The following is a 24,715-nucleotide window of genomic DNA, read 5'->3' as shown; positions in this document are numbered from 1 at the left end:
AGGACCATTTGGGATGGGGAATAAGCTGTCGTTCCGGTTCAAGCTGATGGTATCCTACATTATTCTGATTATGACGCCCGTTATCATCATTGGCACGTTCTCCTATCATTCTTCGGTAGAATCGGCCAAGAGGCAATCCCGTCAGAATATCCAAGGAACGCTGCTTCAAATGAAAGATAACGTCATGTATCGAATCAAGGATGTTGGACGCGTGTCTGACCAGCTTTATATGGATCAGCAGCTGCAGGGCAACTTGAGCATAGAAGAGGATGCTTGGAGCAGCTATGAGACATTGACTAAGCATCTGAAGCCAACCTTTCAGAACGCGATTGACTTATCGACGCTGCATATTAACATGCAGGTGTATATCAAGAACAGGGCGATACCGGAGTATTATTTTACGGCGGAAGACGAGGACCCGCTTGCGCTGGGTAAGCGATACAACCTCTATCAGCTTGATCGGCTGGAAAGCGAAGCATGGTATGAACCGTGGAAAGTCTCAACCATCTATGGAGCCAATCAAGAGGTGAAGTGGCTGCAAGTCGCAGAGGATAAGCAGTACGGGAATATCTCGCTGCTCCGTAATTTAAACGATTATGCCAAGATCAATCAGATTGGCTTTATTCGCATTACCGCGAAGCTGAGCGAAATATTCGATGCCATCGATTATATGAAAATCGGTGACCATGCGACATTGGTCGTTTACGATAGGGCGAATCGGCCGCTCTTTTCCTCCGGGGACAAGAATACCGCACTGCTTGAGCAAGGAGCAGACAGCGATAAATCGGATTATCTCCGGATAGATGAACCGCTGGATGGCGGGCTCAACTGGCGAATCGTCGCCTATATTCCGACGCAGCTGCTTGCTGCGAATGCCGATTCCGTACGTCAAATCACGGTGCTGGTCTGCTTGATCAGCTTCCTCGTTTTAACGGCTGTAAGTGTCATGGTATCCCGTGTTTTCTCCATCCGCATCACCAAAATCATTGCTTCCTTAAATGCTATTCGAGGCGGCGATTTCCGCAAGCGGATCTCGTATAAAGGAAATGACGAATTCGCCCAAATAGCAGCAGCTTTCAATGACATGGGCAAGGACATAGACGAGTTAATCCGAGAGGTGTACCTATCGAATTTAAAGAAGAAGGAAGCCGAGCTCACCCTGCTGCAGGAGCAAATCAATCCTCACTTCCTGTACAATACGTTATCCTCGATCAGCAGGCTTGCCCGGTTCGGCGAAATCGAACGGCTGCATCAAATGGTCATGGGACTTGCCAAGTTCTATCGACTGTCGCTTAACGAAGGCAAGACGATCATCTCCGTCGACCGGGAAATCCAGCAGATTCAGACGTATATCGATATTCAGAAAATTAAGTTTGCGGATGGCCTCGATGTGACCACCGAAATTGATCCTGATGTACTGCCATACAGCACAGTAAAAATGATTTTGCAGCCGTTCGTGGAAAACGCGCTGCAGCACGCCTGGAACGGCGACCATATCCATATCCATATTCACGCTTACAAAGACAATGATCGAATCGTATTCACGATTTCCGATGATGGTGTAGGGATGCTCAAGGAAATGATCGATTGTGTGCTTAATCGTGAAATCAAGGGCGGTTACGGTATACGAAATGTAGATGACAGGATAAAGCTGCAATGCGGTAGCGCGTATGGCGTGCAAATTCAAAGCGTGTTAGGCGAGGGGACGTCCATACATATTGAAATTCCATGCTTCTATGACCAAGATGGTGACATGGCCGTGGTGAGGGCAGGCTGAGCGGCCGGAATCGGTTCAAAGTGCTAGATTTCGTTGTACAGTCACATTGTTTAGGGGGCGCTGCTGAATCTATGATTGGGTTGACGGAAGACCATGGGGGTGAATGATGATCCAAGGATGAGCGTATCCAATTATCGGCTGCTTTGCATGTACACGATCTGGCTGTTTGATGCTTGACGACACAAGTTGGCAAACCATTCATTGGGGGGTAAACGATGATTCCTAGTGTTTCACGATGGTTGAAGAAGACGCTGCTCGTAGTCATGATCACCGCAATTGCGCTACCTATTATGTACGCGGCAAGCACCGATAAGGCTGCTGCTGCTGTCTCGCCTATCAATGCGAATGCATCGCAGGAGGCGAGAGATCTGCTGGCCTACTTATACAGTCTTGAAGGAACGAACATCTTATCCGGCCAGCACAATTTCCTCGAAAGTCCGGATTATTGGACGAATCAGGTCTATGCCATAACAGGCAAATATCCTGCCGTTCACGGCTACGAGATGGGTGCGATTTCCGGCCAGACGGAAGCCCAATTGGACGATCAGCGACAAGCCGTCGTCGACAGTGCGATCGACTGGTATGAGAACGGTGGAATTGTAACGATGATGTATCACGCCAATAAGCCGGGAACGGGTTATTGCTGGTCAGAATGCGTGCAGGCAGGTACAAGCGAGACCGAGTTTAACCAGATCGTTACGCCGGGAACGACGCAGTATGATCAGCTGATAGCAAACATCGATCTTGTTGCTGGCTACTTGGAACAATTGAGGGATGCAGGCGTGCCGGTTCTGTGGAGACCTTTCCATGAGATGAATGGCGGCTGGTTCTGGTGGGGGCAGCAGCCCAATTACTATAAGCTGTGGGACATTATGTATGATCGGTTTACGAACTACCATGGCCTCAATAACTTGATCTGGGTGTGGAATGCCAATACGCCGAACACTCCTTGGGGTGCTCCGTATTCGACCTACTTCCCTGGCATTGATAAAGTCGATGTGCTCGCCGTGGATGTATACAACAATGATTATCAGCAGAGCTACCATGACGATCTGCAGACGTTGTCGCAAGGTAAGATCATTTCGATCGGCGAGTGCGGCGAACATCCAAACCCGTCTACGCTAGCTTCGTCGCAGACCAAATATCGCTGGTTCATGACCTGGGGCGAATTCTTAACGAACGGTAATACAACGGCGCAAACCCAAGCGCTCTACAGCGATTCACGCGTCCTGACACTCGATGAGGTGAACATAGTACCGGGCTCCGGCGGTATTGGCGGAGGGGGACCGGGTACGGTTGACGACTCGGTAACGGGTACCGGCTTGAACCAATTCGAATATGTCGGAACGTGGACGGCTACCTCCGGCAGCAGCGTGAAATACAATGGCGGGGATCATTACTCCCTGACGACAAACAGTTATTATCAAGTCGATTTCAACGGTACGGGCATTAAATTATACGGAACGAAAGATGCTCATCATGGCATCGCGGCTGTTTCCATTGATGGAGGAACGGAAATTGATGTGGATTTCTACGCCGGTACTCGTGCCGACAACATCTTGATCTGGACCAGTCCGGCACTGGCGGCAGGCAGCCATACGGTGAAGGTAAGGGTTAAGGGTACGAAGAACGCAAGCTCCACCGGTTATGTCGTGACCGCCGACCGTGTCGTCATCGATTCGGATACCCAAGCACCGACGGCACCGGCAAGCTTAACGTCGCCATCGCAGACGCAGACATCCATTAATTTGTCCTGGAGTGCTTCAACCGACAACGTCGGCGTCACCGGCTATGATGTCTATCGAGGTTCGACCTTGGCGGGATCGACGACAAGTACGTCCTTCAGTGTGACAGGCTTAACGGCCGGCACCGCCTATTCTTTCACTGTGAAGGCTAAAGATGGAGCAGGCAATGTATCCGCAGCGAGCAATACTTTGAATGCGAGCACGGCTTCGGTCAGCAACGAAACAATCGTCAATGATGCCACAACCGGCACCGGTCTGAATCAATTCGAGTATGTAGGCACATGGAATACGTCTACCGGAGCGGGGACCTATAACGGGGACGATCATTATTCCCTGACGACAAACAGTTATTATCAAGTCGATTTCAACGGCAAACAGATCAAGCTCTATGGCAGCAAAGATGCCCATCACGGTATAGCGGCCGTATCCATCGACGGGGGAACAGAAGTAGATGTCGACTTTTATTCAGCTACACGGACCGACAACACGCTGCTCTGGACCAGTCCGGTGGTGACAAGCGGAGCGCATACCTTGAAGGTGCGCGTGAAAGGGACCAAGAATGCCGGTTCATCAGGTTACGTCGTGACAGCGGATAGAGTCACAGTTATTTCAGAAACGGTCGTGACGACAGATGATCGCGATTCGGCGATTACCTACAGCGGCAGCTGGACGCTCGATAACTGGACCGGGGATTATGCAGATACCGAGAAATATTCGAAAACGACAAATGATTATGCGCAGTTTACATTCACGGGAAACAAAATCCAAGTGATTGGCTACAAGCAGCACAACTTGGGCAAGGTTGGGGTTTATATCGATGGCGTGCTCGATTCGACGGTGGACCTCTACACCTCGGGAACAGGTCCGCAGCAGGCGGTGCTGTATGAGAAATCAGGCTTAAGCAGCGGATCGCACACGATTAAGTTGGTCGTGACCGGTACGAAGAATAGTTCATCCTCTGACTATTTTGTCGTGCTCGATGCGTTCAAAGTATTTAATTAATGAGGTAACGTAAACGCGCTGTAATGCGCTGGAATGACAAGAGAGACGCCATGGAGATGCATTGGCGTCTCTTTGTGCTAGAAGCAAACCGGAGGGATGATTATGGTGATGACAAGCATGGCATCAACGTTCGCTGAAGGGATCATGCCTGCAAGCAGCGAGCTGCGTTTGATTAATCAGAATGTGGAATGGATCGCTTCTCCCGGTGAATTTACAAGATCCCGCTTATTATACGCCATGCTCTCCGGCATTTATTGCGCCAAGAGCAACTATAAGCTCGTTCGGGATTTCTATCCGGCATGTGAAGTCATACATGTGGTTTCAGGGAAGGGATGGTACTTGAAAGGCAAGGAGTGGATTGAGATATGCGAGGGGGACAGCGTTATTCAAGATTTGCGCTACCCGAATGGCTATAAGGCGCATGCGGAAGAACCGTTCGTCTTGAAATACGTTGTGTTTGACGGCATGCCGCTCGTGGAGCTGTGGAATTTGTATTTCACTGATCGGACGATTATCATGACTTCTCCTGCCCTAAAGCATTCGTTGCTGCCTTGTATGGATGCCATTATTGCGCTTATGCAGGAGCCGGAACCGACTGTGGAGCAAGATTATGAAATATCGAAGCTGCTTTATGAGCTGCTTCTTCAAGCACTGGCTTATAGAAGAGGCAAGGGAGGGGAAGCATCGGGGGAAGTGTATCCGGCTGCGCTTCAGCTTGCTAAGCAGTATATGGATGAATCTCTAGCCAGCATCCGGGACATCAGGGAGGTCGCTAACCGGAGCGGGCTGAGCTATTTTCATTTTAATCGGACATTTAAGCGATATTTTCAATGTACACCAAGGGAATATCTGCTCCTAAATAGAATTAATCATGCTAAGCAATTACTGCTGCTGTCTCGTCATTCGATTACGGAGATTGCCTATCGCTCGGGGTTCGATAGCTATAGTACATTTCTTCAAAGCTTTCAGAAAGTTGAACGGTGTTCTCCGACCGCCTATCGAAAAAATTGGCGTCAGGACTAATGACAAGGGGGAGCTTGGATGGTACACAGCTGGATTGGAAATCACCTCCGTTTTAAATGGTATGAGAACGAGGGTTGGAACGAGTATGAACTTGTTGAGGAGCATGAAATGCGCAGGGCATGGAGCGGTGAATCCGAGAATGGCGCTAAAGTCAGTGTAACTATTCTGGATGAACAGGGCATAACCTCGGAATATCGCTGCAGTCGTGTAGAGGTGAGGCTAAGCGCTGGCAGTGAAGGCTTGTTAGGCGGATTTCAACTGGTGATGCCGGTCGATACCAAGCTTGACCTTAGCTGGAAGACTCATCTTACCCCGCTAGAGGGGATGACAATTGGGGATATTGTTTTTCGCTCACCGGCCATTATTCTGGAGAACGAGTCCAAGATGTGCGCGTTGATACCGGATCTTGCACATCTGGCTTCGAATCGGGTTATTCCTCACATTATGGATTATGAATTGTCCGCGCATGCGCTCTATTATGGAGTCTCGGATTATCGCGCGACCGGACATACGTACTATAAGCTGGAGCCTCAGCCGCGGGTCGTTCAAACGCCGATTACGCTTAGCTTCTATTTAGTGGAGTGGGCTAAATCGGAAGCAAGTGTGCCGCGGGACTATAGACCGGTCGAGCATTTCCTATGGGAACGGTTTGCATCAGCTGCAATGACTGGTGTGGAACCCGATAGCGGCATCAAAGAGCTGGAGCGCTACACCAAGTATGCCTATGAATGGGCATTCGAAAGGTGGGAATCGGTCACCTGGCAGCAATTTGAGCTGGACGGTCAGGAAGTCGGCGGCGTTGTATTTATCGTCACGACAAGGCAGCAGCCGGGTTATGGGCATGAAGATGTATGGCGCGAGAAGAAGAGCATCTGGAATCAGGCTTGGTTCTGCAGTCTTCGCAGCGCGTATGGCTACTGGTTGTGGGGAAAGGCGTGGGGCAAAACGGACTGGATGCAGAAGGCGGAGAAGTCGCTGGCTTTCGCGCTTGCAGCGCCGCAGACGAACGGGTTGTTCCCGGCTTGTTATATGGCAGGACCGGATAATCGCTGGGAGGATGGACGCTGGATCATGTCCCACTCTCGTGTTCCAAAGGGACAGAATGATTATGCTCATTTGCTAGATTGTTCATGGACAAGCATCTGGCTGCTGAAGTGGTATGGAGATATTAATAGAGATGAACGGATTATGGGCTACGTGGATCGTTATGTAGATACATTGCTCGCGCTGCAAGAAGAAGACGGCAGCTTCCCGGCTTGGGTTCATCCGCAGACCTTGGAAGGCTCCGAGTATCTGACGGTCAGCTCGGAAACGGCGGCACATATTATGCTGCTGTGCAGCTTGTACCGACTGCGGCCGGAGCCTGCGTATCTAGAAGCAGCGAAGCGTGCAGCGGCGTTCTTGGAGAAGCATGTGATAGCGGAAGGACGTTGGGAGGATTTCGAGACCTACTGGTCATGTGCCGGGATGTGGGAGCAGAAGCAGCTGGGGGTTCGCGATGCAAGGAGCGGCTTGTACAACCAGTGTAATTTCGGCATGTACTGGACGGCTGAAGCGATGCGCGATCTATATTTGCTGACGGGTCAAGCGCATTATCTGGAGCAAGGCCAAGTCGTGCTGGCTGAAGCATCGCTGTACCAGCAAATTTGGCAGCCGCCGTTCCACAGCGTTCCTACGGTTGGCGGCTTCGGCGTAATGAACTGCGACTCGGAATGGAACGACGCCAGACAAAGCTTATTTGCCGGCATCTACATGGGCTACTACGAAACGACCGGCGACGAAGCCTATCGATATCGAGCCTATTGGGCGATGAAGGCGTCGTTCTATATGATGTACTGCCCGGAGAACGGGGATGTGAAGGCCAAGTACGAACAAGTTCATCCCCATATGAAGGAAAGCGATTATGGCTTTCATATGGAGAATGTCAATCATTCCGATGGTATGGCGGTCGGTGAATTTACGATCTTCGATTGGGGCTGCGGAGCGGCGTCCACGGCATTGTATGAGCTGACTAAGAAGCAATTGTAAGTGCGGAATACCGATCTACATCTCCTGATTCGCAGGAGCGTTAATAATTTGCTCCACCGGAATATTAAACGTTGTTGCTAATAGAACGATAATATCGAGTGGGGGTTTCCTTCTGTTCTTCTCGTAATGCGAGAGCGTAGATCTGGAAATCCCCAGCGTTCTGGCTAAGTCTTCTTGCTTTATTGCCCTGGATTCCCTAAGCTCTGCAATGGTATTACCAAGGTGTAACACCAACTTAATCCCTCCATTAGTTTAGCATCACGTATTCGTTACTTTGATGGTTCCATACACGCTGCTTGAAGCATTGCCTAAAATTTGAATCGACAGCTTGTCTTCCGGCATGAGATCGGCAATCGGAGCGAAGCTAAGGATCCCTGCTTTGTAGGTTACATTCTGTAACTTAATAAGCTTATCATTGCGTGTTGCCGTAATGATAAAATCACGAAGCGACAGCTCCCGATCCGCATCCATGTGAAGGGAAAGCTGAATCGTGCCGGCAGTCAGATCCGAATTAGCATCTGTAATCTGAACCGGAATGGGCCGCCAGTTGTAGACGGTATTTGTAATAATAATGGGTTTAGCAAATGTAATCGTGTAATCTACGGAAGGCTTTGCATGCGGGATTGTGATGATCCAGTGGAATCCATCATTCTCCGAAGCTGGCTCTACGTTTACTAGCGCATCGTTTGCTTTTATGTATTTTTTGAACTGTTCTGCGCTGGTTTTAATGGTGGATGTCAATTCGAATGTACCGATTTCCAGGTAAAAACCCAGTTCCCCATCGATATAATCGGAGCGCCACAACAGGCTGAGATCGACGGCTTTAGCCCGATCGAGCCCTTTGCCAAGCTTAACGGGATAGCCGAGTCCTTTGGCGGCATTGTCGATAACCCCGTAATAGGACTTGTTGTACCCGCCGTACTGCTCGGTATACCACTTGATTTTCTTATTCGGGATCGTAAAATTCGCTTCAAGGTGCTTCAGGCTGATCGGTCTTGAGAACGTCACAGAGAACTGACCGGGCTGGAGCTGTTCATCCAGCGTTAGCATAACGGGGTTTGCGGCTGTTGTGGTGTTCGTTTGAGCATGGGCGGCTGTTCCGGCACATAGAACAATTAATAGAGAAAGAAGGAGTACGATACTTCGTTTGAGCATGAACGATGCCCCTTTCTATCCAGAGAGTGGTGAATCAAACGGCTCAGCTCATTAATGCCGCTGCGCGGAGCCGCCCAGTCAGAACGAATCACTTTTTGTCGTTATCCCGAATCGTAACGAAGGAAGCGAAGAGGCCTAACGTTGCTCCGCCGGTAGGTTCTTTCAAATAGACGCTGAAACCTTCCGGTGATTCCGGCTTGGAATCGTCAACGATAGGTACCGTGATCGTTTTCTTCGTTTCACCGTCACCGAATACGAGAACGCCTGAAACATGATTGAAGTCTTCACCGGCTTTGGCCGTCAAACTGCAGTTGCAGTACTTTACCGATACGACACCGTCCTTACCGCCAATTCGATGAACGGTAATCGTAATCGATCCTTGGTTTTCATTTACCTCGTAATAAAGCGAAGACAGGGTTAGTTTCCCGGGCTTCTTTGGTTCATCGCGCGGCTTTGCCGATGCTTGAAGCGGTGCTGCGAGCAGGAAGATCATGCAGAAAGCGAGAAACAGGAAAGATAGCTTTTTGAAACTTGCTGTCGAACGAAGCATGAAATAACCTCCATAACTAGTTATTTTGATACAATTTGTAGCCAAATATATTGTATGATACTAATTGTAACGTGTCAATCGTATTTTACTAGCGATTGGATGTAGCAAATGCAGCAGTTCGAAGCGCCGGGAGGTTAACGGTAGCAGCAGGAAAAAGGAGTCCAAATCCCGAACTTTCAAGCTGAGGTGATAACTATGGATGAGTTACTTTCACGAATGAAGCATAAACACGGAAGGGTAATTGACGGAAAGCGGCATATCTGGGACGTAGAGAAGCTGTGGGCGTTATCTAAAAGCTTACCGGTACAACCAATCCAGATTGATTCCATCATGGAGCTTGATCAGGATTGTTGGTTTACGGGCAGCAGGAATACACCCATTCCAACGATACGGAATGTTGCGCTTCATTGTCAGCGAATTATCAACGCCAACATGGAGTACCCTATATTACTATGTTCGGATGGGCATCTGATCGATGGAGGACATCGAATTGCAAAAGCATTAATTGATAATAAAAGTGAAATTAATGCTGTCTATATTACATTGCCGGCGGCGGATGTCATTCAGTAGTCTATAGGGTAGGGTCACCTCAAGAATGTTTGAGGGGCCTCTACCTTTTTCACTATCGTACAAGCCCGAACCCTATCGTTCCTATTCTCATAGAATAAGTGTAAACGAGAGGGGGATATGCGCTACGCTAACACTATTGAACCGTCTGAGAGGTAAATTCGTCGTGCTTAAAACAGCTTCGTCCGAAGAAATCGGAGGCAGAGTCATCAAAGCAAGCAACGGGATTGTCGTGCTGCGAACCTTATTGGGAACGAAAGTATTCGTGCCCTTGAATAAAATCATTGCTGTCATTACAAAGTGAATGACTGCGCATAAAACGTCCTCGATGAGGACGTTTTTACGTTTGCAGATCGTCAAGAAACCGGCGTGTTAGCCAGCGTCCAACCTGTAACGGTTGTGAGAGTGGTTATTTGGCATAAATTTCCCGTTTATTTTTTCTAACGGTTTCCAGCGGGCTTATTTGGACTTTTTTCGCTAGAAAGTGACCATTATGCCTACAATAGCGACGCTCACAACCGTTACAATTTTTGATGGTGTTCATTTCATGAAATAGCCACTCTGGCAACCGTTAGGGATCAATAGGCCGTAACTGAATTGGAAACGGAAGGATATTTTAGCCAGCTTAACGAATTATAAAATAACCTGATAGGGAATAGGTAGATGTCATTTATTCAGAGTAATAAATAGATAAGAATTTTGTTTCTGGGAGTGGTAACGATGACCAGCGTGAGGGACGTTTTACTCGATCAGTTGGCAGCTTGTCATAACGATGAAAGTTGGTTTAAATCCTCAACAACAATATTAGATGATATATCGGTAGCTGATGCAACTCGGAAAACAAGCGGTCATTCAAGTTCCATCTGGGAGATCGTGAACCATCTTATTTACTGGAATGAAATGTGGCTAAGACGGTTTGTTAACGATGAAGTTATCGAGAAGCATACTATAGAAAATGATGAAACGTTCAAAATGGATTATACGAAGATAGATGAAGCGGGTTGGAACGAAGCCAGAGAGCGATTAAATCAGAGTTTTTTAGAATGGCGAGATACGATCAGGAATTGCGAGGAGTCCAAACTGGAAAGAAGAATTCCATCCTACTTTAATGCTCAGTGGTGGGGTGTTATTTCAAACTTGTGCATCCATAATGCGTACCATATCGGGCAACTGATGGTATTGAAAAAACAGTCTTAAGGAGGAGGACGAAGAATGGAGAAACAACGAATCAGCACAATAGACGACTATATTGCACAGTTTAGCGAAGAGAGACAAGAGATCCTTACCAAGCTGAGACAACTCATTCACGATTGTGCCCCAAGCGCGACCGAGAAGATCAGCTATCAAATGCCGACATTCGCGTTGAATGGAAACTTGGTGCATTTTGCAGCGTTCGAGAAACATATCGGATTCTATCCTACGCCCAGTGGAATTGAACGGTTTAAAGAGGAACTGTCACCTTATAAAATGGCGAAGGGATCGGTACAATTTCCTCTTAACAAGCCATTGCCCTACGATTTAATCAAGAGAATCGTAGTGTTCCGCGTTAACGAGAACCAAGCGAAGTAAGGAGGGTCATCGAATGCTTGAGGATTATCTGAAAGAATGGTCTTACTTGGCGGTATTCGTTTTGTCGGCACTGCCCTGGATAGAGTCGGCGGCGATTGTCGTGTTGGCTATTGCGCTAGGTTTGAACCCGATTTGGTCAACGATTCTTGCTTTTACGGGCAACTGGCTAACCGTGCTGTTGATGATCCTATTATTCCATAGGTGGCAGGAGTGGAGGGCCAACAAACGTAATGTCGACGAAAGGCAATCGCAGGAGAGTAAGAAGAGCAAACGGGCTCATCAAGTGTTCGTCAAATATGGACTGCCCGGACTGGCCATAATCGGTCCGCTGATAATTGGAACGGAAGTCGCTGTCGTGTTCGCCATGATTTTTAAAGCCCCGCGCAAAAACGTTCTCGTCTGGATGACGACGAGCCTTGCATTCTGGACGATTCTATTTGCGGCAGCCGCGTATTTCGGTTTTGAATTTATTTAACAAACTTTCCTGAGACAGAATGAAACGGCCTTGGTTCAACTGGACCAAGGCCGTCATTAATGAAGGAGATTATTTCACAGCTCGAACTGGTTTGAGCTTACCGACGTTTTCCTGTGCTTTCAACTCTGCGATTAACTTATCTCCCTCGACATCCAAGTTCGGAATCGAACGGTCTAACCATTTCGGCAGGCGCCATGCGGCATCTCCGAAGAGGGCCATGACAGCGGGAACAAGGGCCATGCGGACGATAAAAGCATCGATGAGAATACCGATGGCCAATGCGAAACCGATCTGTTTGATCATAATATCCGGAGCGAAAATAAACCCTGCGAAGACGGATACCATGATTACGGCTGCGGCCACAACCACGCGGCTTGCCTGATTGTATCCATGAATGACGCTCTGGGCGCCATGGTGCCCATGGACGTAAGACTCACGCATGGAAGTGACAAGAAAGACCTGATAATCCATCGCCAGCCCGTATAAGATACCGGTAACCATAATCGGCATAAAGCTTAGCAGCGGTCCGCCGGTGTCAAAGCCTAGTAGGGAATGCAGCCATCCCCATTGGTATACGGCCGTGGTGATTCCGAATGTGGCAAGCACACTGAGAAGGAAGCCGACGGTCGCTTTGATCGGAACGATCACCGATCGGAAAACGAGCAGTAGGATAATCAACGAAAGAATGACGATGATACCGACGTAAAGCGGAAAAACCTCTGAGAGCTTAGACGACATATCGATGTTAATGGCGGTGAAGCCGGTAACGCCCATTGTAACACCGAAAGATTGCGCAATCTTCGAATCAGGTGCACGCAAATCTTGCACTAGGTTTTTGGTAGCAGCCTCAGTAGGACCTGTTTTCGGGATGAGGCTAATAATCGCCATATCGCCGGATTTATTGATACCCATAGGGGTCACTAGCATAACATTCTCATGCTTCTGAAGCTCCTGAACAAGACCATTCAACGTTTCAGGCGTGACTTTGCCAGCGGCGTCTTGTGGTTCAGCGACAAGAAGCAGCGGTCCGTTAAATCCTTCCCCGAAGCCGCTTGTAATTGCGTCGTAGCTTTGGCGCGAAGCGGTGTCTAGGTTTGCCGAGGCGCCGGAAGGGATGCCCATTTCCATCTTTGCAACCGGGATGGCTGCTGTACCAAGGACTGCAATGACACCGATCACGATGAGCCACCGAAACTTTACAACGCCCTTAACCCAGTGATACGAGAATCCATGTTGGCTTGTATTAGCTTGAGCCATTTGTTTCTTACGTGCTTTCGGAGAGCAAATCCGTTCTCTGACCAATCCGAGCAGCGCCGGGAGCAGGGTCAGCGCAATAAGTACGTTCACGACTACCGCCGCTGCTGCGACAAGTGCCATGGCGGACAAGAAGGCTATACCGATGACGAGCATCCCGCATAGCGCAATAATGACCGTTAAACCTGCGAATAGTACGGCGCTTCCTGCAGTGCCGACCGCTCGGCTCACAGCTTCGCGAGCGCTTAGCCCCTGATCGAGCATCATACGGCGCTGGCGGTTCACGATGAACAAGGAGTAATCGATACCGACGGCAAGTCCGACCATGAGCGCCAGGGCAGGGGTGATATCGGTCATATGGATGAATTTCGAGAAGGCATAAGCGCCGCCGACGCTAATCCCAACTCCGAGAATGGCCGTTAGTAGCGGCAAGCCTGCTGCAACAACCGAGCCTAGCGTCATGAACAGGACAATGGCGGCGACGACAAGACCGACCGCTTCCGTTGAACCGAGTGCAGGCTTCGTTTCCAGCGAATCGCTAGGTAACGCAGTTATGCCGGAACCATTCTCTTCTGCGGCCGTGATAGCCTGGATCACGGAATCAGGTACCGATTCGGGAAGCGACATCTGCTGGACGGTGAATTGGAATTGGAACAAGGCAACGCTGCCGTCCGATGACAGCATCACACCGGGAACCGGTATGCCTTCGTTCAATAGAGGGCCAAAAGGAGGCATTTCGACCGGCGCAGACTGCGTAGTGTTATTCTCTTGGCTAGTTTGACCGGCTGATGCATTTGCTTGATCATTGCCCGGCGCCGATGCACCGGCTTCTGCAGCCAATTCAGCAGGGTTAATGACATAATCCAGGTTATACACATCGTTAACGGCTTTGGTGATTAGGCTCAAACGGTTCGCCGTGTCCAGTCGTTCGCCCTTAGGTGCCGTGAATACGACACTGGCTTGACCGCCTGAAGCCTCAGGAAGTTCCGCCGTCAATTGATCGAGTACCTTTTGCGACTCTGTGCCTTCGATTTTCATATCAGAGCTGATATGCACGCCGTTTACGCCGAGCAAGGCAAGTACAATACCGAGAATCGCAATCCAACTGATGATGAAATACCAAGGTCTGTCATAAGCGGATTTGCCCAATTTGTAAAGAAATGTAGACATAATGAGGTTATATCTCCTTTATAAGTAGATAAAGTGGTAAAAAGTAAAGTCACTAGAAACCTTGTCGTAAGTAACCGAACATATTGTTTAAGTATTGATCGAATGTGGTAGCTCCAGGGACTTCCTCGGAAGTTTGGCCAGGCAGCAGCACGTTCAAGCTTCCATCGAGCAGAGGCATAAATGCCCCATAGACAGCACCGGCAAGCAGATGAGTATATCCTTCCGGGTATCGTCCATTGGCAAAATCACTTAATATCTCTTGCGATGATTTTTGCAAATGGCGGAGAGCATTAAGGATATACGGTTCAAGCGAGGGGGATTGCTTCGATAGCGTGATGAGCTCCCGCAATTTCCACAGAAGTTCTGCAGTAAGTTGCATCTGCAATAGACGGTACAGCAGGTCTAGTGGGGAGCTGTCATCGGGCATACCTGCTATCAATTGATCGGCTTCTTCTGAGCTTTGAAAGGTTATTGCGGCACTAGCTACGGCTTCTTCTTTGCAGGAGAAGTGGTTGGCAAACGTTCTTCTGGAATAATTGGCTATTTGAACGATGTCGTCGACGACGAAACCATCCATGCCTCGTTCAAGGGCAAGCTTGAACGCTGCTTCGGCCAAGGCAATACCGGTTGCCTCTCGTTTAATATCACGCAAACTTTGTTTGTTCATTTGATCGCTTAAGCGCACACCTCTTCTATGGAGATTGTATGGTGACTAACCTACCTATATTATTGCCCAATGGGAAATGATGCACAATGGGAAGCTATTACGGAATTGTGGCAAGTTGTTGGAATATGTTCTCGTCCCATGACTAGTACAAACAAAAAAAAGCTGAAAGCGCGATAATCGCACTCTCAGCCTAAGCTTTTCTATAAAGTTACTGCTTCTTCAGCTCACGGCGATTCTTGATGGCCTTATAGTTCATGTAGATACCAATAAGCAGTAACGCTACGCCAAGCACCCAATTGACGAACAAAATATCAATAATGCCGTAACCGATAAAGAAAATGCTCACAACCTGCAGTAATCGCGGACTCATTTTCATAGGTGCACCCCATCCATCATCAGTACATTTCTTTTGCCCAAGTATAGCGTACAAGATGCCGAAATGCTAGCCGTAGAAGGAGATTGCGCGGCTATCACGAATAGGGTTGTATGGCTAATTAGCCCAAATGACAGGAGGCTGCGACGACATGAAAGCGACGAAATTAAGACCATTTGTTCCATCCGGTGCGGACTATGAGCTGGCACAGCGATTCTTCAAGGAGCTTGGCTTCGAATGTATCCTTTCCGTACAGGACATCAGCATCTTCCGACTATCCGAACAGGAGTTTATTCTTCAGAATTACAGCAACCAATCGTTCCAGGACAATTTCATGATGGACCTGACTGTAGACGATCTGGATGCTTGGTGGACACATATCCAATCTATTATAGAGAGTGGACAATTCCCGACGATCCGCGCAAACGAACCCAAGCTATTCCCATGGGGCCGCCGCGAACTCCATCTCATTGATCCGGCAGGCGTATGCTGGCATCTCGCGCAAGCCGATTAGCAGCCAACCATCGCAACTCAATAGCAACACGGGAGGAACATCATCATGGACATACAACCAATCACACTTACCGGCAGCAAAGTAGAGCTGATTCCGATGACAGTCGGACATGTCGAGGGCATCTATGAAGCAGGCCGATATCCTGAGATATGGACGCTTACAGCAGGAGCCATAGCTACACTGGACGATGCCAAGGCCGATGTCAATAAGGCACTGTCGCAGTCTGCGGCGCTGCCGTTTGTTATTGTGGATCGGACAACGGGGCGAATCGTGGGCAGCACGAAACTTTTCGATATCTCTATTGCGAATAGAGGGCTGGAAATCGGCTCGACATGGCTGACCCCTTCGGTATGGCGCACAGCAATCAACACGGAATGTAAGTATTTACTGCTGAGGCATTGCTTCGAGACGCTGGGTACGATCCGCGTCCAGCTCAAGACGGATTCTCGGAATACGCGCTCCCAGCAAGCAATTGAACGCCTCGGCGCCGTGAAGGAAGGCGTGCTCCGCAACCACATGATCTATCCGAACGGCTATGTAAGAGACTCCGTCTATTACAGCATTCTGGATCGGGAGTGGCCGGCCATCAAGGAGCGGCTTCAGAGCTTGCTGAATCCGCAATAACCAGCTGAACAATCAGAGTAACAACCAGTACGACAATCAGCACAACAATCAATTAGTGCAAAATGATCCATCATCCCATAAAACAGTCCGGTGAGCATGATCTTATCATGCACCTGGGCTGTTTTTTTGTTGTATTGGAGCGCATCAACATGCGGATGTGGTGGGGGAGGCGCGGAATTGGTGGAAAAGTAGCTCCGAGAGGAACACACATGGAGGTTACCTGAAATTTTGCGACCGAAGGTAAAATTTGAGGCCTTATATTGCCGGTGTCCGGCGGCTTACAATAAGTCCAGAAGAATGAAAGCACTTACATCGAACGTCTAACGTAGAACAATGAACACATCAATCCCTGGAGGTCTGCCAGCATGAGCGCCAATCTGAGCTATGAGCTGTCTACGAGGCAGCTGCCGGCAAGCCGGAAGGACAAGGCCAAGAAAGTGATCCGCAAGATGATCGGCCAGAAGTATTTGCAGGTGATGGCCCTGCTGGGCGTAGCCTGGATGATTATTTTCAACTACATTCCCATGTACAGCGTCATAATCGCCTTTAAGGAATTTGACATCATCCATTCCGTACACGATGCACCTTGGGTCGGTTTCCAGCATTTCCGCGAGTTTCTCGAAGATGATGAGCTGCCCGGCGTCATCTGGAATACGGTTGGCATGAGCATGATCAAGCTCATCATCGGGTTCCCGCTGCCGATCATCTTCGCCCTCTTCCTCAACGAGCTGCGCTCGCTGAAGCTGAAGAAGTTCGTCCAGACGATCTCCTACCTTCCTCACTTTCTCTCGTGGGTCATTCTCGGAGGGATTCTGACAACATGGCTCGCCGATGTCGGTATCATCAACAACATCCTTATCGCACTTGGCTTCATCGATGAACCGATTAGTTATTTGGCGGAGCCGAGCTACTTCTGGTCGATCGTCATCTCATCCGATATTTGGAAGGAACTCGGTTGGTCGGCCATCATCTACTTGGCGGCAATCGCAGGCGTTTCGCCGGAAATGTATGAAGCCGCTACGATCGACGGAGCAGGACGTTTTCAGAAAATGTGGTTTGTAACGCTTCCAAGCATCCAAGGTACGATCGCGATCTTGTTCATCCTTGCGGTCAGCGGCATTCTGAATTCGAATTTCGATCAAATTCTCGTACTGCGCAATTCGCTCAATGAGAGCGCGAGCAACGTCATAGACGTCTACGTCTATCAAACCGGTCTCTTAAGCGGACGTTATTCTTACTCGGCCGCAGTCGGATTGTTTAAATCGATTATCGCGCTGATTCTGCTGATCATGGCAAACCAAGTGTCGAAGAAGCTGAACGATACGTCATTATTCTAATAGATAAGGTGGTTGCGCCGACTGATGTTTACATCCCTACTTCGAAGAAAAACCGCCGGCGAGGCACTATTCGATGCCGTCAATACGATCGGCATGCTGCTTATCTGCTTCGTGACGATCTATCCGATCTGGTACGTGCTCGTCAATGCCTTCAATGAAGGGCAGGACGCGATGCGCGGCGGCATCTACTGGTGGCCTCGTCTGGTTAGTCTCGATAACTTCCAAGCCGTGTTCAACAACCCCGGCATTATGCTGGCCATGGGCGTAACCGTTGCGAAGACCGTTATCGGTGTTCCGGCACATGTGTTCTTCACCGCAATGGTTGCCTACGCCTTCTCCAGACGAGAGTTGGTCGGACGCAAAATCTACATGCTGCTGGGCACGATCACGATGTTTTTCAGTGGCGGTCTGATCCCGTTCTATCTGCTGATTCGCGACTTACATATGCTCGATAATTTCTTGGTTTATATCATTCCGGCCATGTTCAACTTCTTTGATCTCATTATCTTCTTGGCTTTCTTCCGAGAAATTCCCGCAGGGCTTGAAGAAGCCGCGAGGATCGACGGAGCCAATGACTTCTCCATCTTCGTACGCGTCGTCCTTCCGGTATCGATGCCGGTTATCGCCACGATCGCCTTGTTCCACGGGGTGTATCAATGGAACGATTATTTTACGGGGATGATCTACATCAACAATATGGATTTGCAGCCGATTCAGACGTACCTGTACCGGGTTATCGCACAGTCGAGCTCCAACATTATGATGGCGGCGATGCCGGGCGGTATTACGAAGAGCGTTACCTCGCAGTCGATCAAGCTCGCCACGATGGTGGTTACAACGCTGCCAATCGTGCTGGTGTATCCGTTCCTGCAGAAATATTTTGTCAAAGGCATGATGATCGGCTCGATCAAAGGTTAGGTTATTCGTCCAAGCAGGCTGGATTCCAAGTCGGCAAAGACATTATAATAAGCGAAGCAAAGGGGTAGAACACATGGGAAAAGGTAAGGTTCAGCGCTTAATTGCTTTAACGACAGTGTTTGCGCTTGTCTTCACGCTGGCGGCTTGCTCCGGCGGCAACAACAACAATAAGAAGAACGAAGCGGCAGCCGGCAACAACAAAGCCACAAATACTGCGGACAACACCGCGGCGGAGAACACGACAGCAGAGAACAAACCTGCCGTATCCGCTGACGAGCCAGGCTGGAAAGCCGACACGTCACCAATCACGTTCGACTGGTATCTGAACTTCTCTTGGTTCCCGAATAAGTGGGGCGTAGACGCAACTTCCCAATACATCACGAAGAAAACCGGTGTGAACGTCAACTTCATCGTACCGGCAGGCAACGAGAACGAGAAGCTCAATACGATGATCGCTTCGGGCTCGCTTCCGGATTTCATCACGCTTGGCTGGTATGAGGACGGCGTGAAGAAGATGATCGAAGGCGGTTTGGTTGAACCGCTGAACAAGCTGGCCGATCAGTACGACCCGTACTTCTTCAAGGTTGCCGACCCTGCGAAGACATCCTGGTACACCCAAGAAGACGGCAATGTGTACGGGTATCCGAACGCATCGTCCTCGCCGAAGGATTTCGAGAAATATGCACGCGATTACACGTCGAACCAAACGTTCGTCGTTCGCAAAGATATGTATGAAGCGCTTGGCAAACCGGACATGCGCACCAAGGAAGGCTTCCTGAACGCGCTCAAAGCAGCGAAGGAGAAATTCCCTGAAGTAAACGGACAGCCGCTTATCCCGCTTGGCTTGCATGAGTTTGGCGAGACCGGCAACAGCTCGCTGGAAGGCTACCTGCAGAATTTCCTTGCTGTTCCTTATGAGAAAGACGGCAAGCTGTATGACCGTGTGACTGATCCGGAGTACGTAAGCTGGCTCAAAACCTTCCGCAAAGCCAATGAAATGGACCTGCTGGCGAAAGACATCTTCATCGACAAACGTCCGCAGATGGAAGAGAAAATCGCGCAAGGCCGTTACTTCGCGATGCTGTACCAACGCAGTGATTTTGCCGCACAACAGAATGCTTTGTTTGCCAAAGATCCGAATTCGGTCTACATTGCAATCGACGGTCCTGGCAATGATGCAGGCGACCAACCGACGCTTGCCGGCCCTGGCATCTCCGGCTGGACAGTAACGCTCATTTCCAAGAACGTGAAAGACAAGGCAAGAGCAATCCGTTTCCTTAGCTACCTTGTAAGTGAAGAAGGCAACAAAGACTTGTTCATGGGCGAGCCGGGCGTTACGTATGACACCGCTGACGGCAAAGACGTGTTCAAGCCTGAAGTCCTTGATCTGCTGAACAAAGACCGCTCTTCCTTCGATAAGAAGTATGGCGCGTCGTACACCTTCTGGATGCTGATGGATACCAATATGAACTTGAAATGGGCGCCGCCGAGCGTGGAGCCGTCCAAGCAAATGGAAGATTGGACCAAAGGCAAAACGCAAAGCTTCTCGCAATACGACCAAATCAATCCGACGGGCAACTCCGAGGAAGGAATTGCGAACACGAAGATCGCACAAACATGGGGCAAAACGCTTCCGAAGCTGCTCCTTAGCAAGTCCGATGAAGACTTCGACAAAACGTTCGCGGAGTTCGTAGAGAAACGTAAGGATGCAGGCTTCGATAAGGTGCAGGCGTTCCAACAGAAGAAATACGAAGAGAACGTAGCAAAGCTGAAGGAATTTCTGAAATAGAAGACGACAAACTAGTCGCAACAATCGGGTAATCGAACAGCCGGCGGTGCAAGCCTCGGCCAAGAAGAGTGGTGAAGTCTGCCGCCCTGCTTGGCTGCGGGCTTCCGCCCGGCTGTTCATGCTCGTTTTCTGCGTTATACTGGAGACTAGGCATTCATCCCACTCTATGGACGTGATTTCATTTGCTTAAGAGACCGCGCATAATCAGCCGTGAAACGATCATTTATAAGCTGGAACAGCTGTCCTTGCAGAAGCGACTGTTTATTTCGTACATCCTCATCCTGCTGCTGCCGAGTCTCCTGATTTCGCTGTATATTTTCCAAGAGCTGAACGACAATTATATGAAAGACATTGTGAAGAAATACGAGAACACGCTGGAGATCGAGCGGGTCAATATGAACAATAATATCGAAACGATGGAGCGGGCCGCGCAGCTGTCGATCTCGGACAAAGAGGTACTTTATTATCTGGAGCGGACCAGTGAACCCAACGCCACGGAGCTGATTGAGTTCGACACGACAGTGGTCTCGAATATATTGCGCCTTCAGTTCAACAATCCGAATATCGAGCATATCCGGCTGTTCTCGAATAATAAACGAATTAACGAGCTGTGGCCTGTCATTATGCTGGAGCGGCGTATTCAAGGGGACCCTTGGTATGAGAAGGTGAACAGCTTAGACGGACAGGAGTTATGGTATTTTGACCGGATGGACCGAGAGCCGATACGCTCGCTTGTCCCCGATGCGAAGGAATACAGACCGAAGCTCTCGCTGCTGCGCGAGATTGAATATCCGGCGGGGCGCCATGTCGGCATTATGCAGGTCGATATGCTGCTGACGAATTTCTTTCAAGGCGTGTTTCATGGTACGGATACAAGCCAGTCGGAGATGTTCGTTATTGATGGCGAAGGCAAAATGTTCCGTAATGACGCCAGTCCTTTTCTGGCTACAACAGGTCTTGAAGAGACGGACATCCGCAGCGCGCTGATTCAGCATGTCACGCAAGGAACCGGACACTTCCTGTTTAACCACGACAAAACGCCGTTTCTAGGCAACTACATGTACATCGAGAAGCTGGACGCTTATGTTGTTAACGTCGTATCGCTGAAGAATGTATTCGCTGATATCAATAAAACGCGCAATAAACTCATTATGGTCAACGTGATTTTGCTGGCGATTCTGTCTGTTTCGACTTATTTCCTGAATGCGCTTATATTGAAGAAATTGCATACGCTCGCTCATTTCATGAAGCGGGTGCGCCAAGGCGATTTCAACTTTGATTTCACGATCCGCGGCGGAGGCGAGGTCGGAGAGCTTGCGCATCATTTTCGCAAAATGTTAAAGAAAATCAATTCGCTCATCGCCGAGGCCGTCACGAAACAGGCTGCATCCAAGGAAGCCGAGCTGCGGACGCTCAAGAATCAGATCGATGCTCATTTCCTCTATAACACACTGGAGAACATTAAGATGCTGGCAGAAATCGAGAACCAGCCTGTCATCTCGGATGCGCTGACTTCGCTTGGCGGCATGATGCGCTACAACTTAAAGTGGACGAGTGAATACGTGCGGCTGAAGGATGAGCTTGGACATATTACGAACTATATCGCCATTATGAACGTTCGGTTTGATCATAAGGTCAGCTTGCAGATCAACATTCCGCCGGATTATTTGGATCAGGAGCTGCTCAAGATGTCACTGCAGCCGATCGTGGAGAATTCCGTTAAGCACGGCATGAAATTTAAGCCTTCGGAGGCGCGCAATGTTGTCATCTCGATTAAAGCTGAAGTCGTCAATTCCAGCATCGTCATCGCAATTGAGGATAACGGGATTGGCATGACTGCGGAGATGGCAGAGGAACTGAACCGGAAAATCAGTCAGGAAGAGGCGGGCGGCCTCACCGACAAACGGGATATATATGCGCAGCAGGAGAAGCAAACGGAAGGCAGCGGGATCGGTTTGCGCAATGTGCATCAGCGTATCCAATTGTTCTATGGTACAGAGTACGGCTTGTTCGTCGAGAGCAGGGAAGGTGCTTACACGCGCGTCATTATGCGCGTTCCTTATTTCATATTAAGCGGAGGGGTGACCTGACATGCGTACACTGCTGATTGTGGACGATGAACGTAATATCAGGCTCGGGCTGAAGGCGATCATTGAACGAGGTTATCCCGGACGGTATGAGATGTTATTCGCGGCAGATGGGGAAGAAGCACTCGGGCTCATTCAAGGCGGTCAAGTGGAGATCGTGATCACGGACATTCGAATGCCGGGGATGGATGGTTTGGCGCTGATTCGCCAACTGGCGCTGCTTGAGCAGAAGCCGGTCGTCATGATCCTCAGCGGGCATGATGATTTTCAATATGCGAAAGAAGCGATGCTCTACGATGTACGGGAGTATCTGCTCAAGCCGATTGTGCGGGATGAGCTGTTCGCAGCGCTTGAGCGGGTGGAGCGGGAATTGGAGCGGCAAGCTGCGCTGTCCGAGCGGCTGGGTGAAGTGCATCACTATCGAGATGAGCTGCTGGCGAGCCAGTTGAATTATATTTTCCTGCATCCGGCTATGACGGAGATTGAAATTGCTGAGCGTTGTGCCAAAGCTGGCTGGGATGCGCTGGTTGAAGCCCGGGATTCGTCGGAGGCGGTTCAGCGTGGTTATGTAATCGCACTGCTGAAGCTTCGCGGCGGCTTCTCCTCCGGGAAAGTAGGTCAGCTTGAGGCGATGCTGGCGGCTCGGCCATGCGGAATTAGGTTCTATTTGAAAGATAGAGACGAGCAGTTAGTCGTCATTTGCGAGGAGGACGAGGGACCTAGTGGATTGCTCGCATTCATGAAGGAGCATCATGTATCCGGGAAAATCGGGGTAAGCGAGCGACTGAGTGGCGCAGGCGGAGTCAAACAAGCGTACGAGGAAGCGCTCGAAGCGCTGCGATATGGCTTCTTGCAGGCGGTAACTGCTGAGCCGGTGCTGCTGCATTACGACCGGAAGAGAGCGCGCCATCAGGAGAGCCATCTGCCGCTGGAAGACATCCGGCGTCTGGCGAATATGCTCGGCACGGAGCGGGATAAGGAAATGAAGCAGATCCTTACGGAGCTTCTGGATCCGAAGAAGCTGGCCGGCTTCGATATCGCGTCGATCGAGGAAATCAGCAAGCAGCTGAACGAGCTTGTGTTTGACCGCGTATTCAATCAGTACGGCGAGGAATCGGTGGAAATTCTGCGGATCTATAAGAAGGTCGGCTGCATGTATAACTTCGAGACGATTCATGATTATTTTCACAGCGTGGAGGATTTGCTGCTTCGGTTAAATGATTATGTGAAAGGACTGCGCCTTGTGCATGTCGAGCATAAGGAGATGAAGAAGGCGGTCAGCTACATTCACGATAATTATCACCGGGACCTAAATATGGCGACGGTATCGAACCATGTCTCGCTGAACTATTCGTATTTCAGCCAGGCATTCAAGGAGTTTACCGGCGAGAGCTTCGTCGTCTACTTGAAGCGGGTACGCATTCAGAAAGCAAAGTCGCTGCTGGAGGAAACGGAGCATAAGATCTACGAAATCAGCGAGCAGGTCGGCTTCGAGAACTCGAAGCAGTTCAATCGCGTCTTCCGCGAGATGGAAGGCATCTCGGCGATGGAATATCGGACGAAGCATGCGGTGCAGCATCGCGTGTGAGAGGGAGGGCAGCCTATAGTGGGCTGCCCTTTTATTGCGGCAAGGCGGGTTGCCGGAGCTGCATGGCAATGGTAGCATGCGCCAAAGCTGTGATGGCCGCCACGCACCTACATGATGCTGGCCATCCCTTCAATACCACATCGAGCCCAAATGTTGCACACTATGCAATATATCTACCATTTCAATCGCGAAATAGCGGAAATGTTGCACAAAAGGCAGCATTTCCTTAGCATACGAGCCCAAAAAGGCCATAACGAACCCGAATGTTGCATAATGCGCAACAAATCCAACTAACCAGCCGTAAAACGCCAGTTTTGTTGCAGAAAATGCAATATTTTCGTAAATGATGCGCCTGAGGAAATGCCATATCAGCCTCTAATGTATGGCTCCAGGGATACATGCAATTCCACTCCATATTACCTGCGAAAAAAGGAAATATTAGATTAATAGTATGCTATAATCCGTTTTAAAGTGGTTACTTTATTCGTGCAAGGAGTTCAATT

General features: G+C 49.5%; 22 protein-coding genes. 16 read left to right on the top strand and 6 right to left on the bottom strand.

Translation table 11 applies throughout. The annotated features are described in order from the left end of the window. Positions 1–13: 13 nt before the first annotated feature. The 4 genes from BLW29_RS21465 (at position 14) to BLW29_RS21450 (ending at position 7,575) form a co-directional block, all read left to right on the top strand. Positions 14–1,777, top strand: a complete 1,764-nt coding sequence (locus tag BLW29_RS21465) for a sensor histidine kinase (RefSeq protein WP_090983380.1) — start codon at positions 14–16, stop codon at positions 1,775–1,777. 215 nt (positions 1,778–1,992) lie between these two features. Further along, the gene (locus BLW29_RS31880; RefSeq protein ID WP_090983378.1) at positions 1,993–4,524 is read left to right on the top strand and encodes a glycosyl hydrolase; all 2,532 of its coding nucleotides are present in this window, start codon (positions 1,993–1,995) and stop codon (positions 4,522–4,524) included. A gap of 102 nt (positions 4,525–4,626) precedes the next feature. Beyond that, complete coding sequence (locus BLW29_RS21455; RefSeq protein WP_177186745.1) at positions 4,627–5,547, top strand: helix-turn-helix domain-containing protein; 921 nt, start codon at positions 4,627–4,629, stop codon at positions 5,545–5,547. Between the two features lie 18 nt (positions 5,548–5,565). After that, complete coding sequence (locus tag BLW29_RS21450; RefSeq protein ID WP_090983374.1) at positions 5,566–7,575, top strand: hypothetical protein; 2,010 nt, start codon at positions 5,566–5,568, stop codon at positions 7,573–7,575. A 15-nt stretch (positions 7,576–7,590) separates the two neighbouring features. Here BLW29_RS21450 and BLW29_RS21445 read toward each other — a convergent pair whose 3' ends face one another. The 3 genes from BLW29_RS21445 to BLW29_RS21435 all read right to left on the bottom strand — a co-directional run bounded on the left by BLW29_RS21445 (position 7,591) and on the right by BLW29_RS21435 (position 9,280). Further along, complete coding sequence (locus BLW29_RS21445; protein WP_256208780.1) at positions 7,591–7,806, bottom strand: helix-turn-helix transcriptional regulator; 216 nt, start codon at positions 7,804–7,806, stop codon at positions 7,591–7,593. Positions 7,807–7,833: 27 nt separating this feature from the next. Then, a complete protein-coding gene (locus BLW29_RS21440) occupies positions 7,834–8,730 on the bottom strand; it encodes a hypothetical protein (protein ID WP_090983370.1) in 897 nt (298 codons plus the stop codon). Positions 8,731–8,818: 88 nt separating this feature from the next. Next, on the bottom strand, positions 8,819–9,280 hold the full coding sequence (locus BLW29_RS21435; protein ID WP_090983368.1) for a Calx-beta domain-containing protein: 462 nt from the start codon (positions 9,278–9,280) through the stop codon (positions 8,819–8,821). A gap of 195 nt (positions 9,281–9,475) precedes the next feature. On the opposite strand from BLW29_RS21435, the gene BLW29_RS21430 reads away from it, so the two are divergent. From BLW29_RS21430 to BLW29_RS21415, 5 genes are all read left to right on the top strand, one after another. After that, positions 9,476–9,850 (top strand): hypothetical protein, encoded by a 375-nt coding sequence (locus BLW29_RS21430; protein WP_090983366.1) that lies wholly within the window; start codon positions 9,476–9,478, stop codon positions 9,848–9,850. A 163-nt stretch (positions 9,851–10,013) separates the two neighbouring features. Then, complete coding sequence (locus tag BLW29_RS31505) at positions 10,014–10,151, top strand: hypothetical protein (RefSeq protein WP_177186743.1); 138 nt, start codon at positions 10,014–10,016, stop codon at positions 10,149–10,151. A 416-nt stretch (positions 10,152–10,567) separates the two neighbouring features. Beyond that, complete coding sequence (locus BLW29_RS21425) at positions 10,568–11,044, top strand: DinB family protein (protein WP_090983364.1); 477 nt, start codon at positions 10,568–10,570, stop codon at positions 11,042–11,044. A gap of 15 nt (positions 11,045–11,059) precedes the next feature. Further along, entirely contained in the window at positions 11,060–11,416 is a 357-nt protein-coding gene (locus BLW29_RS21420; protein ID WP_143044445.1) for an iron chaperone, read from the top strand. 13 nt (positions 11,417–11,429) lie between these two features. Further along, positions 11,430–11,891 carry a small multi-drug export protein gene (locus tag BLW29_RS21415; protein WP_090983362.1) on the top strand — a complete coding sequence of 154 codons (462 nt, stop codon included), beginning with the start codon at positions 11,430–11,432 and terminating at the stop codon, positions 11,889–11,891. Between the two features lie 69 nt (positions 11,892–11,960). On the opposite strand, the gene BLW29_RS21410 is transcribed toward BLW29_RS21415, so the two are convergent. The 3 genes from BLW29_RS21410 to BLW29_RS31500 form a co-directional block, all read right to left on the bottom strand. Beyond that, complete coding sequence (locus BLW29_RS21410) at positions 11,961–14,315, bottom strand: MMPL family transporter (RefSeq protein ID WP_090983360.1); 2,355 nt, start codon at positions 14,313–14,315, stop codon at positions 11,961–11,963. A gap of 52 nt (positions 14,316–14,367) precedes the next feature. Next, positions 14,368–14,982: a TetR/AcrR family transcriptional regulator gene (locus tag BLW29_RS21405; RefSeq protein ID WP_090983359.1), complete on the bottom strand. Its 615-nt coding sequence runs from the start codon at positions 14,980–14,982 to the stop codon at positions 14,368–14,370. 208 nt (positions 14,983–15,190) lie between these two features. After that, a complete protein-coding gene (locus BLW29_RS31500; protein WP_177186742.1) occupies positions 15,191–15,358 on the bottom strand; it encodes a hypothetical protein in 168 nt (55 codons plus the stop codon). 148 nt (positions 15,359–15,506) lie between these two features. On the opposite strand from BLW29_RS31500, the gene BLW29_RS21400 reads away from it, so the two are divergent. The 7 genes from BLW29_RS21400 (at position 15,507) to BLW29_RS21370 (ending at position 24,212) form a co-directional block, all read left to right on the top strand. After that, the gene (locus BLW29_RS21400) at positions 15,507–15,869 is read left to right on the top strand and encodes a VOC family protein (RefSeq protein ID WP_090983358.1); all 363 of its coding nucleotides are present in this window, start codon (positions 15,507–15,509) and stop codon (positions 15,867–15,869) included. Positions 15,870–15,914: 45 nt separating this feature from the next. Next, on the top strand, positions 15,915–16,493 hold the full coding sequence (locus BLW29_RS21395) for a GNAT family N-acetyltransferase (RefSeq protein WP_371264767.1): 579 nt from the start codon (positions 15,915–15,917) through the stop codon (positions 16,491–16,493). Positions 16,494–16,858: 365 nt separating this feature from the next. Then, positions 16,859–17,830: an ABC transporter permease gene (locus BLW29_RS21390; protein ID WP_090983353.1), complete on the top strand. Its 972-nt coding sequence runs from the start codon at positions 16,859–16,861 to the stop codon at positions 17,828–17,830. Positions 17,831–17,854: 24 nt separating this feature from the next. After that, on the top strand, positions 17,855–18,748 hold the full coding sequence (locus tag BLW29_RS21385) for a carbohydrate ABC transporter permease (RefSeq protein WP_090983350.1): 894 nt from the start codon (positions 17,855–17,857) through the stop codon (positions 18,746–18,748). Between the two features lie 73 nt (positions 18,749–18,821). Next, positions 18,822–20,537: a type 2 periplasmic-binding domain-containing protein gene (locus BLW29_RS21380; RefSeq protein WP_090983349.1), complete on the top strand. Its 1,716-nt coding sequence runs from the start codon at positions 18,822–18,824 to the stop codon at positions 20,535–20,537. Between the two features lie 182 nt (positions 20,538–20,719). Continuing rightward, positions 20,720–22,627 carry a cache domain-containing sensor histidine kinase gene (locus BLW29_RS21375; protein WP_090983347.1) on the top strand — a complete coding sequence of 636 codons (1,908 nt, stop codon included), beginning with the start codon at positions 20,720–20,722 and terminating at the stop codon, positions 22,625–22,627. Between the two features lies 1 nt (position 22,628). Continuing rightward, a complete protein-coding gene (locus tag BLW29_RS21370; RefSeq protein ID WP_090983345.1) occupies positions 22,629–24,212 on the top strand; it encodes a response regulator in 1,584 nt (527 codons plus the stop codon). Positions 24,213–24,715: the final 503 nt, after the last annotated feature.

Source organism: Paenibacillus sp. CF384 (genome assembly GCF_900106745.1).
Lineage (GTDB): Bacteria > Bacillota > Bacilli > Paenibacillales > Paenibacillaceae > Paenibacillus_Z.
Note: the sequence above shows the minus strand (reverse complement) of the source record. Positions and strands in the feature narration are given on the sequence as shown.